Origin of the sequence: Acinetobacter sp. FDAARGOS_558 (genome assembly GCF_003937785.1) — a bacterium.
GTDB lineage: Bacteria > Pseudomonadota > Gammaproteobacteria > Pseudomonadales > Moraxellaceae > Acinetobacter > Acinetobacter baumannii.
Window position 1 is genome coordinate 2,549,476 of record NZ_RKJH01000001.1, and the last position, 16,668, is coordinate 2,566,143.

The 16,668-nt window shown below is 41.3% G+C and carries 10 protein-coding genes, 2 tRNA genes, 3 rRNA genes and 1 pseudogene; 12 read left to right on the top strand and 4 right to left on the bottom strand.

Features of this window, described 5'->3' with window-relative positions; genetic code table 11:
* The first annotated feature begins 12 nt into the window (after nt 1-12).
* Nucleotides 13-219, top strand: a complete 207-nt coding sequence (locus EGT34_RS12270) for a hypothetical protein (RefSeq protein ID WP_000182542.1) — start codon at nt 13-15, stop codon at nt 217-219.
* A gap of 69 nt (nt 220-288) precedes the next feature.
* Here EGT34_RS12270 and EGT34_RS12275 read toward each other — a convergent pair whose 3' ends face one another.
* Nucleotides 289-1,503, bottom strand: coding sequence for an oxygenase MpaB family protein (locus EGT34_RS12275; protein ID WP_001177953.1), 1,215 nt, complete (start codon nt 1,501-1,503; stop codon nt 289-291).
* 88 nt (nt 1,504-1,591) lie between these two features.
* Between EGT34_RS12275 and EGT34_RS12280 the strand changes: the two are divergent.
* From EGT34_RS12280 to cysK, 8 genes and pseudogenes are all read left to right on the top strand, one after another.
* Nucleotides 1,592-2,162: pseudogene (locus EGT34_RS12280) on the top strand (TetR/AcrR family transcriptional regulator).
* Between the two features lie 519 nt (nt 2,163-2,681).
* A 16S ribosomal RNA gene (locus tag EGT34_RS12285) occupies nt 2,682-4,218 on the top strand.
* A 59-nt stretch (nt 4,219-4,277) separates the two neighbouring features.
* A tRNA-Ile gene (locus EGT34_RS12290) sits at nt 4,278-4,354 on the top strand.
* A 55-nt stretch (nt 4,355-4,409) separates the two neighbouring features.
* Nucleotides 4,410-4,485, top strand: a tRNA-Ala gene (locus EGT34_RS12295).
* A gap of 340 nt (nt 4,486-4,825) precedes the next feature.
* Nucleotides 4,826-7,717, top strand: a 23S ribosomal RNA gene (locus EGT34_RS12300).
* A 185-nt stretch (nt 7,718-7,902) separates the two neighbouring features.
* Nucleotides 7,903-8,017 (top strand): 5S ribosomal RNA (gene rrf / locus EGT34_RS12305).
* Together the 16S, 23S and 5S rRNA genes with 2 tRNA genes alongside form the textbook arrangement of a ribosomal RNA operon.
* A gap of 151 nt (nt 8,018-8,168) precedes the next feature.
* The gene (locus EGT34_RS12310) at nt 8,169-8,711 is read left to right on the top strand and encodes a GNAT family N-acetyltransferase (RefSeq protein ID WP_001159744.1); all 543 of its coding nucleotides are present in this window, start codon (nt 8,169-8,171) and stop codon (nt 8,709-8,711) included.
* Between the two features lie 206 nt (nt 8,712-8,917).
* A complete protein-coding gene (gene cysK / locus EGT34_RS12315; RefSeq protein ID WP_000102365.1) occupies nt 8,918-9,916 on the top strand; it encodes a cysteine synthase A in 999 nt (332 codons plus the stop codon).
* A gap of 56 nt (nt 9,917-9,972) precedes the next feature.
* On the opposite strand, the gene EGT34_RS12320 is transcribed toward cysK, so the two are convergent.
* From EGT34_RS12320 to EGT34_RS12330, 3 genes are all read right to left on the bottom strand, one after another.
* A complete protein-coding gene (locus EGT34_RS12320; protein WP_086241984.1) occupies nt 9,973-10,581 on the bottom strand; it encodes a lytic transglycosylase domain-containing protein in 609 nt (202 codons plus the stop codon).
* A gap of 305 nt (nt 10,582-10,886) precedes the next feature.
* The gene (locus EGT34_RS12325; protein WP_000859331.1) at nt 10,887-11,453 is read right to left on the bottom strand and encodes a flavodoxin family protein; all 567 of its coding nucleotides are present in this window, start codon (nt 11,451-11,453) and stop codon (nt 10,887-10,889) included.
* 16 nt (nt 11,454-11,469) lie between these two features.
* Entirely contained in the window at nt 11,470-11,955 is a 486-nt protein-coding gene (locus tag EGT34_RS12330) for a DUF2938 domain-containing protein (RefSeq protein WP_001098172.1), read from the bottom strand.
* A gap of 81 nt (nt 11,956-12,036) precedes the next feature.
* Here EGT34_RS12330 and EGT34_RS12335 point away from each other — a divergent pair, with 81 nt between their 5' ends.
* The 3 genes from EGT34_RS12335 (at nt 12,037) to EGT34_RS12345 (ending at nt 16,441) form a co-directional block, all read left to right on the top strand.
* On the top strand, nt 12,037-12,441 hold the full coding sequence (locus EGT34_RS12335) for a helix-turn-helix domain-containing protein (RefSeq protein ID WP_000350994.1): 405 nt from the start codon (nt 12,037-12,039) through the stop codon (nt 12,439-12,441).
* Between the two features lie 147 nt (nt 12,442-12,588).
* Nucleotides 12,589-13,848 carry an esterase-like activity of phytase family protein gene (locus EGT34_RS12340; protein ID WP_000039496.1) on the top strand — a complete coding sequence of 420 codons (1,260 nt, stop codon included), beginning with the start codon at nt 12,589-12,591 and terminating at the stop codon, nt 13,846-13,848.
* Nucleotides 13,849-14,062: 214 nt separating this feature from the next.
* Nucleotides 14,063-16,441, top strand: a complete 2,379-nt coding sequence (locus EGT34_RS12345; protein WP_000102049.1) for a YgiQ family radical SAM protein — start codon at nt 14,063-14,065, stop codon at nt 16,439-16,441.
* Nucleotides 16,442-16,668 lie beyond the last annotated feature (227 nt).

The following is a 16,668-nucleotide window of genomic DNA, read 5'->3' on the forward strand; positions in this document are numbered from 1 at the left end:
GAGAGAAATGAAATGACTAATAAATTATCGCCTGAACAGTCTTGGTGGGGATGGAAGTTACTTATTGTGGCTTCTATCTTGAGTGTATTGTTTATGATTATTTTTTACTTGGCCATCAACAATGAGCCTGACTACATGCCAAGTCAAAAAAAGAAGCAGATGATGGAGTCACATGAGCAAATGAATCACGCTGAAATGCATAGTTCATCAGCTCAATAAGGTTCTTAATAGTTGAAAATGGAAGTCTGGATAACGGGCTTCCATTTTTTGCTTTTTTAGATTCCAGAATTATTGATGCATACTTGCTAAGGTTTTTGCCTTACCTTGATTCTGATAAAGCGTTAAGCCAAGTTTTTGTATATTACGGCCTGATTTAGATAAAAACTTTTCAACTTTTGGTGAAAGCTTTGCGCCATTATAAAGTAGTAAATTACGCACAATTAAATAATAAGCAAACCATGAGGCAGATTGCTGAGGCAATCCGAGTAGTTTCATTCTTTTCTTACCAATAAAAAATTGGGTAAGTTCTAAATGTTGTCGATAAGCAAGTTTCTGCTGTAAAGAGCGTAAATGCAGATATTTTCTCTCAAAAGGTTCTTTCGACAAGCTCAATCCTAATTCAATACTGCTGTGATCGGAGCGAGGATGAGCAAACTGCATCCAGTAAAGTAACCTCCAACCCTCAGGTTCAGACTGAATAAGCCATTTTTCATCAATCCCCATTAACCAACCAACATAACGCCAGAAATGTAAAAAACTCTTTGCCTCTTGTTTTGTTGGCCATATACCTAAAGCTCTAATACCGAGTAAAACGACACTGCTAAAAGCCAAATTAGTCATTGCTAAATCAAATTGATTAAGAGGAATTCCCCAAACCTCACTATCCCAACGATCAGACTTTTTTAATTGCCGGCGAACGAGTGCATGAATAAAGCGAACATAAATCGTTGACGTAAAACCTGCACTCAAACGAGAAAGCCCTTGGGGTTCAGTAATATCCACCCACCATTTTGTGGTTTCTGCTAAACGTGTTCCCGCTTCTTTCTTTAATGCACCCGTTAAAATTAGGGGTTGATTAAATCCCGGATATAAATATCCCGCCATTAAGGATAAATCTCTAAGAATAAAACCATTATTTATTCCTAAACGATGGGTAAATTTAACAGCCTCATCAATTTGTTGTTGGTCTAACCATTCAGGCTTTTGTTCAATGTAATTAAAGAAATTCTCTAACTCAGTAGGTATAGGCTCAGAGAGTTCATCACGGCCTTGAAATAATATCTTCTCAAAAATTATTCGGTGATCTTTGGGATTTTGTATAATCCAATCAATCACCTTGTCCATTTCAATATCCCCTTCATAAAGGGCATGTTGTAAAGACACATATTCCGTATAGCTTGGTTGTACTGGTTTTTCACAACAGATATTTAAAAACTGAGTAAAGAAATTACTGTCTTGCATGTCATTAAAAGAAGCAAGTCGAGTCGGGCTAATCATTTGCATATCGTTACTTACTTATTGAACTGAACAGTAAATAGGCTAATATGAATAATTATTCGCATTCAATTCGCATTTAACCAATAAAAAAACGATGAGAAAAGCCCCACAGCAACAGCGTTCAAAAATTATTGTTGATCATATTTTAGAGGCGACACAGCAGTGTATCGCTCAATATGGATTACTACATACGACGACGCCTAAAATTGCAGAGAAATCTGGAGTCAGTGTAGGGTCGATTTACCAATACTTTGAGAATAAAGATCAAATCATAGAAGAACTATTGCGCCGTAAAAGCGAATTATTGGGGCAACAACTTAAAGAATTAGTTATACAGCAAGGAAACATTCCTTTAGAGCTGCTCATTCCCTTAGCAATAGAGTTGGGATTTAATGCATTAAAAGCCGATCATGGATTTTTTATAGAAGTGCTGAAACACTGGCATGACTATAGTCATTCGCAAGCTGCTCAGATTTTAGAAAAGCATTTTTTTGAAGTAGGGCTATATACATTCAGTAGAAATCCTCATCAATGGGACTTCGAACAGGTGAAGCATAAGTCCTTTGTAATTATTAATAGTACGCTTTTTACGATGATGCGTTATGTAAGCCAAAACAATTTTCTTATCTCAGAACAACAACTTAAGCGAGAATTATCGAGCATGATACTGGCTTATTTAAGTCAAAAATAAAAAATTAAAATAATTATCAATATAAAACAAAGGTTTAATATTGGTATTGATTTAAAAATAAACGCTCGAGTCATTAAATTTTAATTTTCGCTTGCAAAGGGAATGAGATGGTCTATAATGCACATCCATCGGCGGTGATGCAGATAGAAACTTGTTGAAAAACAGTTACTTGTGATTAGATTGATTGCTTTAAGTGATGAATTTGATGGTAAGTTGGTTTGGAGAATAAGTTTTAAAAATATCGAAATTACCTGTTGACTTTTAAGAGATTAAGAGTAATATAGCCGACCTAGCTTGCTGGTGACGAACTAGTAAGAAGATCATTAAGAGAATTGAAGAACAACTTGTGTGGATTTTTACTGATTGATTAATCGAAATAATTTTCATTGATTGATTGGTTTAAATTACTCGAAGTTTATTTGAGCGAAATTTAAGTCAGTAATTGATGAGCCAGAATTGGCACCTTGTCTATAAATAAGGTGCAAAATGATTTTAACTGAAGAGTTTGATCATGGCTCAGATTGAACGCTGGCGGCAGGCTTAACACATGCAAGTCGAGCGGGGGAAGGTAGCTTGCTACTGGACCTAGCGGCGGACGGGTGAGTAATGCTTAGGAATCTGCCTATTAGTGGGGGACAACATCTCGAAAGGGATGCTAATACCGCATACGTCCTACGGGAGAAAGCAGGGGATCTTCGGACCTTGCGCTAATAGATGAGCCTAAGTCGGATTAGCTAGTTGGTGGGGTAAAGGCCTACCAAGGCGACGATCTGTAGCGGGTCTGAGAGGATGATCCGCCACACTGGGACTGAGACACGGCCCAGACTCCTACGGGAGGCAGCAGTGGGGAATATTGGACAATGGGGGGAACCCTGATCCAGCCATGCCGCGTGTGTGAAGAAGGCCTTATGGTTGTAAAGCACTTTAAGCGAGGAGGAGGCTACTTTAGTTAATACCTAGAGATAGTGGACGTTACTCGCAGAATAAGCACCGGCTAACTCTGTGCCAGCAGCCGCGGTAATACAGAGGGTGCGAGCGTTAATCGGATTTACTGGGCGTAAAGCGTGCGTAGGCGGCTTATTAAGTCGGATGTGAAATCCCCGAGCTTAACTTGGGAATTGCATTCGATACTGGTGAGCTAGAGTATGGGAGAGGATGGTAGAATTCCAGGTGTAGCGGTGAAATGCGTAGAGATCTGGAGGAATACCGATGGCGAAGGCAGCCATCTGGCCTAATACTGACGCTGAGGTACGAAAGCATGGGGAGCAAACAGGATTAGATACCCTGGTAGTCCATGCCGTAAACGATGTCTACTAGCCGTTGGGGCCTTTGAGGCTTTAGTGGCGCAGCTAACGCGATAAGTAGACCGCCTGGGGAGTACGGTCGCAAGACTAAAACTCAAATGAATTGACGGGGGCCCGCACAAGCGGTGGAGCATGTGGTTTAATTCGATGCAACGCGAAGAACCTTACCTGGCCTTGACATACTAGAAACTTTCCAGAGATGGATTGGTGCCTTCGGGAATCTAGATACAGGTGCTGCATGGCTGTCGTCAGCTCGTGTCGTGAGATGTTGGGTTAAGTCCCGCAACGAGCGCAACCCTTTTCCTTACTTGCCAGCATTTCGGATGGGAACTTTAAGGATACTGCCAGTGACAAACTGGAGGAAGGCGGGGACGACGTCAAGTCATCATGGCCCTTACGGCCAGGGCTACACACGTGCTACAATGGTCGGTACAAAGGGTTGCTACACAGCGATGTGATGCTAATCTCAAAAAGCCGATCGTAGTCCGGATTGGAGTCTGCAACTCGACTCCATGAAGTCGGAATCGCTAGTAATCGCGGATCAGAATGCCGCGGTGAATACGTTCCCGGGCCTTGTACACACCGCCCGTCACACCATGGGAGTTTGTTGCACCAGAAGTAGCTAGCCTAACTGCAAAGAGGGCGGTTACCACGGTGTGGCCGATGACTGGGGTGAAGTCGTAACAAGGTAGCCGTAGGGGAACCTGCGGCTGGATCACCTCCTTAACGAAAGATTGACGATTGGTAAGAATCCACAACAAGTTGTTCTTCATAGATGTATCTGAGGGTCTGTAGCTCAGTTGGTTAGAGCACACGCTTGATAAGCGTGGGGTCACAAGTTCAAGTCTTGTCAGACCCACCATGACTTTGACTGGTTGAAGTTATAGATAAAAGATACATGATTGATGATGTAAGCTGGGGACTTAGCTTAGTTGGTAGAGCGCCTGCTTTGCACGCAGGAGGTCAGGAGTTCGACTCTCCTAGTCTCCACCAGAACTTAAGATAAGTTCGGATTACAGAAATTAGTAAATAAAGATTGAGATCTTGGTTTATTAACTTCTGTGATTTCATTATCACGGTAATTAGTGTGATCTGACGAAGACACATTAACTCATTAACAGATTGGCAAAATTGAGTCTGAAATAAATTGTTCACTCAAGAGTTTAGGTTAAGCAATTAATCTAGATGAATTGAGAACTAGCAAATTAACTGAATCAAGCGTTTTGGTATGTGAATTTAGATTGAAGCTGTACGGTGCTTAAGTGCACAGTGCTCTAAACTGAAATGTTGAAGTTACTAACTTGTAGGTAACATCGACTGTTTGGGGTTGTATAGTCAAGTAATTAAGTGCATGTGGTGGATGCCTTGGCAGTCAGAGGCGATGAAAGACGTGATAGCCTGCGAAAAGCTCCGGGGAGGCGGCAAATATCCTTTGATCCGGAGATGTCTGAATGGGGGAACCCACCTACTTTAAGGTAGGTATTGCAACATGAATACATAGTGTTGCAAGGCGAACGAGGGGAAGTGAAACATCTCAGTACCCTTAGGAAAAGAAATCAATTGAGATTCCCTCAGTAGCGGCGAGCGAACGGGGATCAGCCCATTAAGTTATGTGTGTTTTAGTGGAACGCTCTGGGAAGTGCGAACGTAGAGGGTGATATTCCCGTACACGAAAGGGCACACATAATGATGACGAGTAGGGCGAGGCACGTGAAACCTTGTCTGAATATGGGGGACCATCCTCCAAGGCTAAATACTCCTGACTGACCGATAGTGAACCAGTACCGTGAGGGAAAGGCGAAAAGAACCCCTGTGAGGGGAGTGAAATAGATCCTGAAACCGCATGCATACAAGCAGTGGGAGCACCTTCGTGGTGTGACTGCGTACCTTTTGTATAATGGGTCAGCGACTTATATTCAGTAGCGAGGTTAACCGTATAGGGGAGCCGTAGAGAAATCGAGTCTTAATAGGGCGTTTAGTTGCTGGGTATAGACCCGAAACCAGGCGATCTATCCATGAGCAGGTTGAAGGTTGGGTAACACTAACTGGAGGACCGAACCCACTGTCGTTGAAAAGCCAGGGGATGACTTGTGGATAGGGGTGAAAGGCTAATCAAGCCTGGTGATAGCTGGTTCTCCCCGAAAGCTATTTAGGTAGCGCCTCGGACGAATACCATAGGGGGTAGAGCACTGTTTCGGCTAGGGGGTCATCCCGACTTACCAAACCGATGCAAACTCCGAATACCTATGAGTACTATCCGGGAGACAGACTGCGGGTGCTAACGTCCGTAGTCAAGAGGAAAACAATCCAGACCGCCAGCTAAGGCCCCAAAATCATAGTTAAGTGGGAAACGATGTGGGAAGGCATAGACAGCTAGGAGGTTGGCTTAGAAGCAGCCACCCTTTAAAGAAAGCGTAATAGCTCACTAGTCGAGTCGGCCTGCGCGGAAGATGTAACGGGGCTAAAACTATGTGCCGAAGCTGCGGATGTATACTTTGTATACGTGGTAGGGGAGCGTTCTGTAAGCCGATGAAGGTGTGTTGAGAAGCATGCTGGAGGTATCAGAAGTGCGAATGCTGACGTGAGTAACGACAAAACGGGTGAAAAACCCGTTCGCCGAAAGACCAAGGGTTCCAGTCCAACGTTAATCGGGGCTGGGTGAGTCGACCCCTAAGGCGAGGCCGAAAGGCGTAGTCGATGGGAAAATGGTTAATATTCCATTACTTCTGTGTAATGCGATGAGAGGACGGAGAAGGCTAAATCAGCCTGGCGTTGGTTGTCCAGGTGAAAGGATGTAGGCATGTATCTTAGGCAAATCCGGGGTACTCTATGCTGAGATCTGATAGCAAGCTGTACTTGTACAGCGAAGTGGTTGATGCCATGCTTCCAGGAAAAGTCTCTAAGCTTCAGTTACACAGGAATCGTACCCGAAACCGACACAGGTGGTCAGGTCGAGTAGACCAAGGCGCTTGAGAGAACTCTGCTGAAGGAACTAGGCAAAATGGTACCGTAACTTCGGGAGAAGGTACGCTGTTGTTGGTGATGGAACTCGCTTCCTGAGCTGACGACAGCCGCAGAAACCAGGCCGCTGCAACTGTTTATTAAAAACATAGCACTCTGCAAACACGAAAGTGGACGTATAGGGTGTGATGCCTGCCCGGTGCTGGAAGGTTAATTGATGGGGTTAGCGTAAGCGAAGCTCTTGATCGAAGCCCCAGTAAACGGCGGCCGTAACTATAACGGTCCTAAGGTAGCGAAATTCCTTGTCGGGTAAGTTCCGACCTGCACGAATGGCATAATGATGGCGGCGCTGTCTCCAGCAGAGGCTCAGTGAAATCGAAATCGCTGTGAAGATGCAGTGTACCCGCGGCTAGACGGAAAGACCCCGTGAACCTTTACTGCAGCTTGACACTGAACTTTGACCTTACTTGTGTAGGATAGGTGGGAGGCTTTGAAGCTGGAACGCTAGTTCCAGTGGAGCCGTCCTTGAAATACCACCCTGGTAATGTTGAGGTTCTAACTCTGTCCCGTGATCCGGGACGAGGACCGTGTCTGGTGGGTAGTTTGACTGGGGCGGTCTCCTCCTAAAGAGTAACGGAGGAGTACGAAGGTGCGCTCAGCGTGGTCGGAAATCACGCGTAGAGTATAAAGGCAAAAGCGCGCTTAACTGCGAGACCCACAAGTCGAGCAGGTACGAAAGTAGGTCTTAGTGATCCGGTGGTTCTGTATGGAAGGGCCATCGCTCAACGGATAAAAGGTACTCTGGGGATAACAGGCTGATACCGCCCAAGAGTTCATATCGACGGCGGTGTTTGGCACCTCGATGTCGGCTCATCTCATCCTGGGGCTGAAGCAGGTCCCAAGGGTATGGCTGTTCGCCATTTAAAGAGGTACGCGAGCTGGGTTTAGAACGTCGTGAGACAGTTCGGTCCCTATCTACCGTGGGCGCTGGAAATTTGAGAGGATCTGCTCCTAGTACGAGAGGACCAGAGTGGACGAACCTCTGGTGTACCGGTTGTGACGCCAGTCGCATCGCCGGGTAGCTATGTTCGGAAGGGATAACCGCTGAAAGCATCTAAGCGGGAAGCCTACCTCAAGATAAGATTTCCCTAGGACTTTATGTCCTCTAAAGAGCCGTTCGAGACTAGGACGTTGATAGGTTGGATGTGGAAGCATAGTGATATGTGAAGCTGACCAATACTAATTGCTCGTGAGGCTTGACTATACAACACCCAAGCAGTTGTATATGAAGCATCAATCGATTCTTAAATATGCAAGACAACTTGATTTAGTTATACCTCTAGCTAAAATGAACAGATAAAGTAAGATTCAATTCAGCCCAGTCTGTTACAGATTTGGAAAACGCTTCGGCATTAAATAAGACCCAAGCAAGTATCCATAAACAGTTGTGCTGGCGACCATAGCAAGAGTGAACCACCTGATCCCTTCCCGAACTCAGAAGTGAAACCTCTTAGCGCTGATGGTAGTGTGGGATTACCCATGTGAGAGTAAGTCATCGCCAGCTCATTATTCTAAACACCCCAAGCTCAAAAGAGGTTGGGGTGTTTTTTTATATGGGAAATCAAAATTTCAGAGAATCATCGATACTAAAGAATAATTTCATAATATTCCAATATTTGCTTAATCTATAAATAGTTCAAATTGAGTTTTCATCTATGCAGTTCAAAATTATCGCAGCCCAAGATCTAGATAGAAATCAACGTCATCAGATTGCTGAGTTATGTTTTTCTGCTTTTGATGAAGATCCTTGGACTCAATATGCTTTTATGCAAAAAGCTATTCATGTCGTTGGTATATTAAACAATCAAATTGTCTCACATGCCTTATGGACGGATAGAGTTTTTACCATAAATGGTAGTTCCGATGTGAAAACTGCTTATGTAGAGTATGTGACCACTGATTACACGATGAGAGGTAAGGGGCTTGCATCACAATTATTAAAATATTTAGTAGACACATTAACTCATCTGGAATATGAGCTTGCTGCATTACAACCAGAAGATGAAGCATTTTATGAAAAATTAGGATGGACTGTTTGGAAAGGAAATTTATCTATCAAACAAAACACTTGTAGTTATCTAACGGATGAGTATGAAATTATGCTATATCCTTTAAATATTCAGATGAAAGACCAGCTATCAAATAGTTCAGAAGAGGACACTATTTGTGCAGATTGGCGAGAAGGTGAACTTTGGTAGTAATTATACTTGGGCTTTAATGCTGCAGCGAAAGTTTACTTTAGATTGGATGCTATATATTTTAAGTATTTGATTTTACTATTTTTATATCTTTTTATTTTTAATGTAAATTCCATTTTTTATTTTACTTCACTTTTTCTACTTTCCTGTTTAACTGACAAGCCTATAATGATTCAGAATCATTCCAAATCTAATAAGGATATAACATGTCTACTGATCCACAATTCCCAACACCCAATAATTTAGGTATCGCAGTATATTCCAATAATGCCGAAGCTATTGGTAATACACCTTTAGTACGTATTAACCGTTTGATTAAAACGGGCGCAACCGTATTAGCCAAAGTAGAAAGTCGTAACCCAGCTTTTTCTGTGAAATGTCGTATCGGGGCGGCACTTATTGCAGATGCGGAAAAACGTGGTGTGCTAAAAGAAGGCAAGCATATTGTTGAACCAACCAGTGGTAATACTGGTATTGCATTGGCGTTCGTAGCGGCGGCAAAAGGTTATTCCATTACTTTAACTATGCCTGCAAGCATGAGCCTTGAGCGAAGAAAAGTGTTAAAAGCACTCGGTGCCAATTTAGTCCTAACAGAACCAGCGAAGGGAATGAAAGGTGCAGTTGATGAAGCTGTGCGATTAGCAACTGAACAGCCAGAAATTTATTTCTTGCCACAACAGTTTGAAAACCCAGCTAATCCACAAATTCATGTTGATACGACTGGACCAGAAATCTGGCAAGCAACAGGTGGGCAAGTTGATATCTTGATAGCTGGTGTAGGTACAGGAGGTACGATTACGGGTATTTCTCGTTATTTTGAACAAGTTCAGAATAAGCCATTGTACTCAGTAGCAGTTGAACCTGCTGAGTCTCCAATTATTACTCAAACAAAAAAAGGTGAGAACATTACACCCGCACCGCATAAAATTCAGGGAATTGGAGCAAACTTTATTCCAAAGAATCTTGATTTAGATTTGGTTGATGAAGTCATACCAGTGAGTAGTGAAGAAGCAATTCAATGGGCGAGAAAGTGTGCCACCCAAGAAGGTATTTTAGTGGGTATTTCGAGCGGTGCTGCATTGGCAGCAGCGGCTAAAATTGCAGAACGTCCTGAAAATGCAGGTAAAACAATTGTTGTTATTCTTCCAGATAGTGGGGAACGCTATTTATCTTCTGTTTTATTTGAAGGTTTATTTGACGAATAAAATTAACCATATAAAAAAGCCCATGAATAAATGGGCTTTTTTTATTTAATCTTAATTTATAAAGCACTTTTTAAAGTTTTCTGATGACGTTTCACAGATCGAGCATATTTTTTTGCTTTGTGGCGTGTCCAGAAACTTCGTTCATATCCTGTTGGACCAACATTATAATATGCTGTCGCTTTGAACCAGCTATCTGCTGTCTGATAGTAATGATTTAAAATATAAGCACCACATTGGATGTTGGTAGATTCATCATACAAGTTACCAACACAAGTTTGTTGCCAATAACTGGGAATAATTTGTGTTAACCCAATAGCCCCGGTGGGAGAGCGAGCATTACTATTGTAGCTAGACTCTTGCCTGATCACGGCTGCCAATAAAAGCGGTGGAACATTATATCTATCAGCGCTTTGAATAATCAATGGAGATAGGCGATTTGCTGTACTTGGCGGAACGGAATAAGCTTTTTGTAAGCCAGACGAAAGCTTACTTGAGCGCCAAGAAAATGAACCGCTATTAGGGCCTAAACTTGTACATCCCGTCATTATTGTCATCAACGCAATAATAAAAAATTTGAGACTAAGGCGCTGTAATTGTGATGGTGCAAAATGATCTTGAGCTAAAGATGAGGTAAGCAAAATACAAAACCAATAATCAAATTTCAAATGAAATGATGGTATTTAGCCGTACTTATCGGATCAATATAAGTTCTGTTGCTCAGCCCAACCAGAAAGTAAGATTTTTGTATTATTGAAATGAAAAAACCCCGACATCCTGTCGAGGTTTCTTCGTATTCAGCTTTATGTAGCTAACTCCTGTCAACTACCGCTTCCTGCGTTCTTATTCTTCTTCAATGAGACTTCCTGTCTCTCTATGATTTATATGTTATGAAAAAATACTTAAGTTGAATATCCGTTAATGACCCCAAATTTTGTACGTTTTAACTTACAGGTATTTTTCAACTATGGTGTTAAGTCCCTTGATAAGCATTTAAGGTTAATGCAAAATTTTCACCAAATTGTTGAGCAGTTTTAATATCTCCCTCATCAAAACCATCTGCATTACTAGCATGTTCAGCCTGAGCCATTAAACCTGACCATGAACCGAGTCGGTTAGCTGCTTGTGTATAGGCAACACCTTGATGCTGTTCTGGTAGAATTGGGTTACCTACCCATAACATGCCGTGTTGCATGCAAAAAGTAAAAATTGAAATTAGTGTGGATTGTTTATCACCAGCAGGAAGAGATGAAACGGTAAACCCAGCCGCTAATTTTCCTTTAAAACTTTGTTTTTTCCATAATGGACCAGTTGCATCCATGAGCTGTTTTAACTTGGAAGATACACCACCTAAATAAGTGGGAGATCCCCAAATTAATCCGTCATATTGGATAAGAATTCCTGAGCGCTCGATAAGATCCTCGGCATTGAGTAAATCTGCTTTAATATTGTGATGGCTCAAGACGCCAATTTGAATTTGCTGAGCAATAAATTGAGTGTGGCCTTGGCGGCTATGGTAAATAATGGCAACAGTTTTCATGGAAGTTTCCCTTTATTTAAATTTGAAATAGTTTTGCAGTGAGATATAAACCACAGCCAAAAACACTATGGTTCAGCAAACTTTTCAGACAGTTCAAAAAAGGATGAGGTGTTTTTGATGAGGCAAAACCACTACCAATAGCTGGTTGCATAATAAAAAAAGGAATAAGAACGGTGACCAAACCAAACAGTAGTGCTGAGTAAAACTGAGGGTGGTCGAGCCAAGTCGAACCTACAATTAAAAGAAAGCTCAATGCGAAGATAATCCCGACACTATAGTGAGCAATCCAGCCTAATAAATATTCCCCCTTTATTGGGGTACTTTTAGCAATAGATTGATGGACGAGTTTTCCTTGAAATATCCAGCCCACCCAACGTCCAAGAAAGGCAAAGTTTAAAGTCGGGACCTTAAATATTTTTAGTATTAACAGCCATATATCCATAACGATGGTTGCACCAATACCAAGACATAAAGCTTGAAAGAACAGAGTGGATGTATTCATTTTTACACCTTGCTTTTATACGTATGAAACGTGATAAATTTATTGTGCAAATTAAAGTTCACTTGAAGTCAAGAGGGTATTATGGATATTGGTGAAGTCGCTAAGAAGGCAAAAGTCACAACGGCTACCCTACGTTTTTATGAAGAGAAAGGACTAATTAAATCGATAGGGCGGCAAGGCTTACGTCGACAATATGGCAAACAAGTAATTGATCAACTGGCATTAATTGCTTTAGGTCGTGCTGCAGGATTTTCTTTAAATGAAATTGCCACAATGTTTGGGCAAGATGGTAAGCCTGATCTTGACCGTCAAAAACTAAAAGATAAAGCTGAACAATTAGAGCAAATGGCAAAGCGATTGCATTTTATCAGCAAGGGATTAGAACACGCTGCTGTATGTCCTGCTGAAAATCATATGGAATGTCCAACTTTCCAAAAATTTTTAAAAGCAGCAATTGCTGGAGAATATCAGCCAACAAAACTTTAATTAGCTTTACTAACAAGTTCGGTTTTCTATTGGGTGTTAAACAATAGGCTTGTCATATTTTCGCCATAAAGATTTCATATTTTTGAAGCAAAAACTTCATACAAGCTTGATTAAATTTGCTTAATTTTTTACCAACTGTATAAAATCATGAGCAAAAAAACTTTAATCGCATTATTATGCTGTGCCAGTTTAGGATTGACGGCATGTAACGATGATAACGATCAAGATCAAACTTCACCTACTGAAAACGTTACCGAACCAACTCTAATTTCTTTTGCTAAGTTACCTGTAGAAACTTATGCTGCTGGACCAGACTCAGGGGCATATGTGAAAGGTGCAAATGGAATTTATCCTCCGTTTAAAGGTCAACCTGTACAGGGATTTTCTGCTGCATTAAAAAATGAAGATGGCAGTTATATGGTAATGGCCGATAACGGTTTTGGCACTCAAGATAATTCATCAGACTTTTTACTTCGTATTTATAAAATAAAGCCTGATTTCAAAACTAAAACTAAAGGCACCGGTCAAGTTACTGTGCAAAGTTTTATCCAACTGCGTGATCCGAATAAATTAATTCCATTTAATATCATCAATGGTAATACACCTGAGCGTTTATTAACGGGTGCTGATTTTGACCCAGAATCGATGCAGCGTACTAGTGATGGGACCTACTGGATTGGAGATGAATTTGGTCCATATTTACTCCATTTCTCAGCAGATGGTGTACTTTTAGACGCTCCGATTCCTTTACCAAATCCATTAAATCCAACTCAAGAATTACGTTCACCACAAAATCAATTTAATAAAGCACAAATTAATTTTGTGGAACCTCTTGTTCAACAAAGTGGCGGTTTTGAAGGAATGGCGATTTCACCAGATGGACAATATCTCTATCCGCTTATAGAAAAGCCAATTAAATCAATTCGGGAAACAGAAAGACAACTGTTGATTTCCCAATTCGATATTAAGAAAAAAGCGTATACAGGAAAATATTATTGGTTCCAGTTAGACAGTAAAGCTACCAATATTGGTGATTTCCAACTCTTTAATGATAAAGAAGGGATCATTATTGAACGTGATGCCACGCAGAATAATTTAGGCGGCTATAAAAAATTAATCCGTATTAAATTAAATGAGTCAGGCCAGTTGGTCAGCCGCGAAGACTTAGTCGATTTAATTAAAATTGCTAACCCGAATATGTTGTATGGCACAGCTAGAGCCGGGGATATTGGTACGGGACAGGTTTTTGCCTTCCCATTTGAAACCATTGAAGATGTAATTATTGAAAATGGTACAACACTGACGGTTTTCAATGATAATAACTTCCCTGGGTCGACAGGACGTAATGCAAAGTTGGCCGATGATAACGAGATTATTCAGATTCGTTTACCAAAAGCTCTCTTCTAATTCATATAAATAAATGAGTTCGATCTGCGGCGGATTTTATTCCGCCGTATTTAATCTAAGAATAAAATATTGAGTAAACTTTAATCAAATTAATTTCTATATTGTTGTTTTCGCGTGTTTTATAAACAAGGAAAATGAATGAAATTCATGTTAAAATGATCGGCTTTCATCTTTAGATGTCTCTCCTCCATCTGCTAGCCGAGATTCGCAAGCCATGTCTACCGCTTATACTATGCAAACTGCGCCAAAAGCGTTGTTTGATTACGACAAATATTGGGCGTCGTGTTTTGAACCAGCGCCATTTTTGCCGATGTCACGAGAAGAAATGGACCAACTCGGCTGGGATGCGTGTGACTTTATTTTAGTCTGTGGCGATGCTTATATTGATCATCCATCATTTGTATCGGGTGTAATTGGACGGGTATTGGAAGCGCAAGGTTTCCGTGTCGGTATTATTGCACAGCCAGACTGGACCAATGTTGAAAGTTTCCGTGTATTGGGTAAGCCAACGATTGCTTGGGGAGTGACTGCGGGCAATATGGATTCGATGATCAACCGCTATACGGCAGATCGTAAAATCCGTTCGGATGATGCATATTCTCCTAATAACGAACCAAATAAACGTCCTGACCGTGCGGCAACGGTTTATTGCCAACGTTGTCGTGAAGCATTCCCAGATGTACCTGTACTATTAGGTGGTATTGAGGGTAGTTTACGTCGTATTGCGCACTATGATTATTGGTCAGACAAAGTCCGTCGTTCAATTTTGATGGATTCAAAAGCCGATATGCTTATGTATGGTAATGGTGAACGTGCCATTATTGATGTGATGCACCGTTTGGCAAAAGGTGAAAAAATCCACGAGATTACAGATGTTCGTGGTACAGCATTTATTATTAATAAACATAACAAAGCGGCTAAAGCAAAATTTGTTGAAATTGCCAGTAATGATGTAGATACGATTGGGCGTGTTGACCCAATTATTAACCCCTATGTCATGACTGAAGATATTGATGGTTGTGAAATTGAGAAAGATAAAGGCAACACACTAGCTCAATATCAAGGTTTTCAAAAAGAAATTGTTGCAAATCCGATTGTACGTGAAGGCGACCAACTTGATGAAAATACTCAGATTGTTCAGCTAAAGCCTGCTCAGTCAAAAGCGATTAAACACAAGTTACCTCCGCGAGAATTGGCTGTAATTCGTTTACCTTCTTTTGAAGAAGTGGCAAATGATCAAGTGCTTTATGCACATGCAAACCGTATTTTGCACCTTGAAACCAACCCGGGTAATGCACGTGCTTTGGTTCAACGTCATGGTGAGCGTGATGTCTGGATCAATCCACCTCCAATTCCGCTAACCACAGAGGAAATGGATTATGTATTTGATTTGCCATATGCACGTTTGCCGCATCCTGCATATGGAGATGCGCGTTTCCCTGCATTTGATATGATCAAATTCTCGGTCAACATTATGCGTGGCTGTTTTGGTGGTTGTACATTCTGTTCGATTACAGAACATGAAGGCCGTATTATCCAAAACCGTTCGGAAGATTCGATCTTACGTGAGATCGAGAAAATTCGTGATACAGCGCCGAACTTCACCGGTATTATTTCAGACTTAGGTGGTCCAACAGCAAACATGTACCGTTTGCATTGTAAAGACCCTGAAATTGAGAAGAACTGTCGTAAACCTTCTTGTGTATATCCGGGTGTTTGTCAAAACTTGCATACCGACCATGCACCTTTAGTACAGCTTTATCGTAAAGCACGTGCGATTAAAGGGGTGAAGAAGATTCTGATTGGGTCGGGATTACGTTATGACCTCGCAGTATTGAACCCTGAATATGTCAAAGAGCTGGTACAACACCATGTTGGCGGTTATTTAAAAATTGCACCAGAGCATACTGAACAAGGCCCGTTATCTAAGATGATGAAACCGGGTATTGGTACGTATGACCGTTTCAAACAAATGTTTGATCGCTTTAGTAAAGAAGCAGGAAAAGAGCAATATTTAATTCCTTACTTTATTGCTGCACACCCAGGTACTTCTGATTATGACATGATGCATCTTGCGATCTGGCTGAAGAAGAATGGTTTCCGTGCTGATCAGGTACAGACGTTCTACCCATCACCGATGGCAACTGCGACAACCATGTATTATTCAGGGAAAAACCCACTCGCAAAAGTGGCGCGTTACACTGAAAATGTAGACATTGTAAAAGGTGAAAAACGCCGTCGTTTGCACAAAGCATTCTTACGTTACCACGATCCAAATAACTGGCCATTACTTCGTGAAGCACTTAAAGAAATGGGCCGCGCTGATTTAATTGGTAATTCAAAGCAACATTTAATTCCAACTTATCAACCGAAAGGGGCGGAAGGAGAATATAAATCTGCACGTAAGAAGAACTCGACTGTTGCGGGCGATTCAGTGAAGCGTTCAGGTCAAACAGTTCAAAATAAAAATCAGCATAAACGACCGCAAAAAGGGCAGGTACTGACTCAACATACGGGTCTACCACCTCGTGAAACAGGTGAAAAGAGACCATTTGGTGGTAAAAGTAAACCAAAATCAAAAGCTCGTGGATAACGATAAAAAAGGCTCTGTTTAAGAGCCTTTTTTATTTTTAAAGTGAGTGAATAAATCATATGGTGAGATTTATGAGCATTTTTTATGTAAAAAGTGTAATGAAAAATGATAAATCCTAAAAATCTGACGAGCTGCACTTGATTGTTGCTGAGTCTGTGTTTATAAATAATGTGAGGGTGGCTAAATTTAAGCCAAGCTTGATAACTACAAGTGAAATTACTAAGTGG

Bases quoted from the DNA above. Each gene is read 5' to 3' on its own strand.
- EGT34_RS12270 (WP_000182542.1), top strand. From the start codon at position 13: ATGACTAATAAATTATCGCCTGAACAGTCTTGGTGGGGATGGAAGTTA.
- EGT34_RS12275 (WP_001177953.1), bottom strand. From the start codon at position 1,503: ATGCAAATGATTAGCCCGACTCGACTTGCTTCTTTTAATGACATGCAA.
- EGT34_RS12310 (WP_001159744.1), top strand. From the start codon at position 8,169: ATGCAGTTCAAAATTATCGCAGCCCAAGATCTAGATAGAAATCAACGT.
- cysK (WP_000102365.1), top strand. From the start codon at position 8,918: ATGTCTACTGATCCACAATTCCCAACACCCAATAATTTAGGTATCGCA.
- EGT34_RS12325 (WP_000859331.1), bottom strand. From the start codon at position 11,453: ATGAAAACTGTTGCCATTATTTACCATAGCCGCCAAGGCCACACTCAA.
- EGT34_RS12330 (WP_001098172.1), bottom strand. From the start codon at position 11,955: ATGAATACATCCACTCTGTTCTTTCAAGCTTTATGTCTTGGTATTGGT.
- EGT34_RS12335 (WP_000350994.1), top strand. From the start codon at position 12,037: ATGGATATTGGTGAAGTCGCTAAGAAGGCAAAAGTCACAACGGCTACC.
- EGT34_RS12340 (WP_000039496.1), top strand. From the start codon at position 12,589: ATGAGCAAAAAAACTTTAATCGCATTATTATGCTGTGCCAGTTTAGGA.
- EGT34_RS12345 (WP_000102049.1), top strand. From the start codon at position 14,063: ATGTCTACCGCTTATACTATGCAAACTGCGCCAAAAGCGTTGTTTGAT.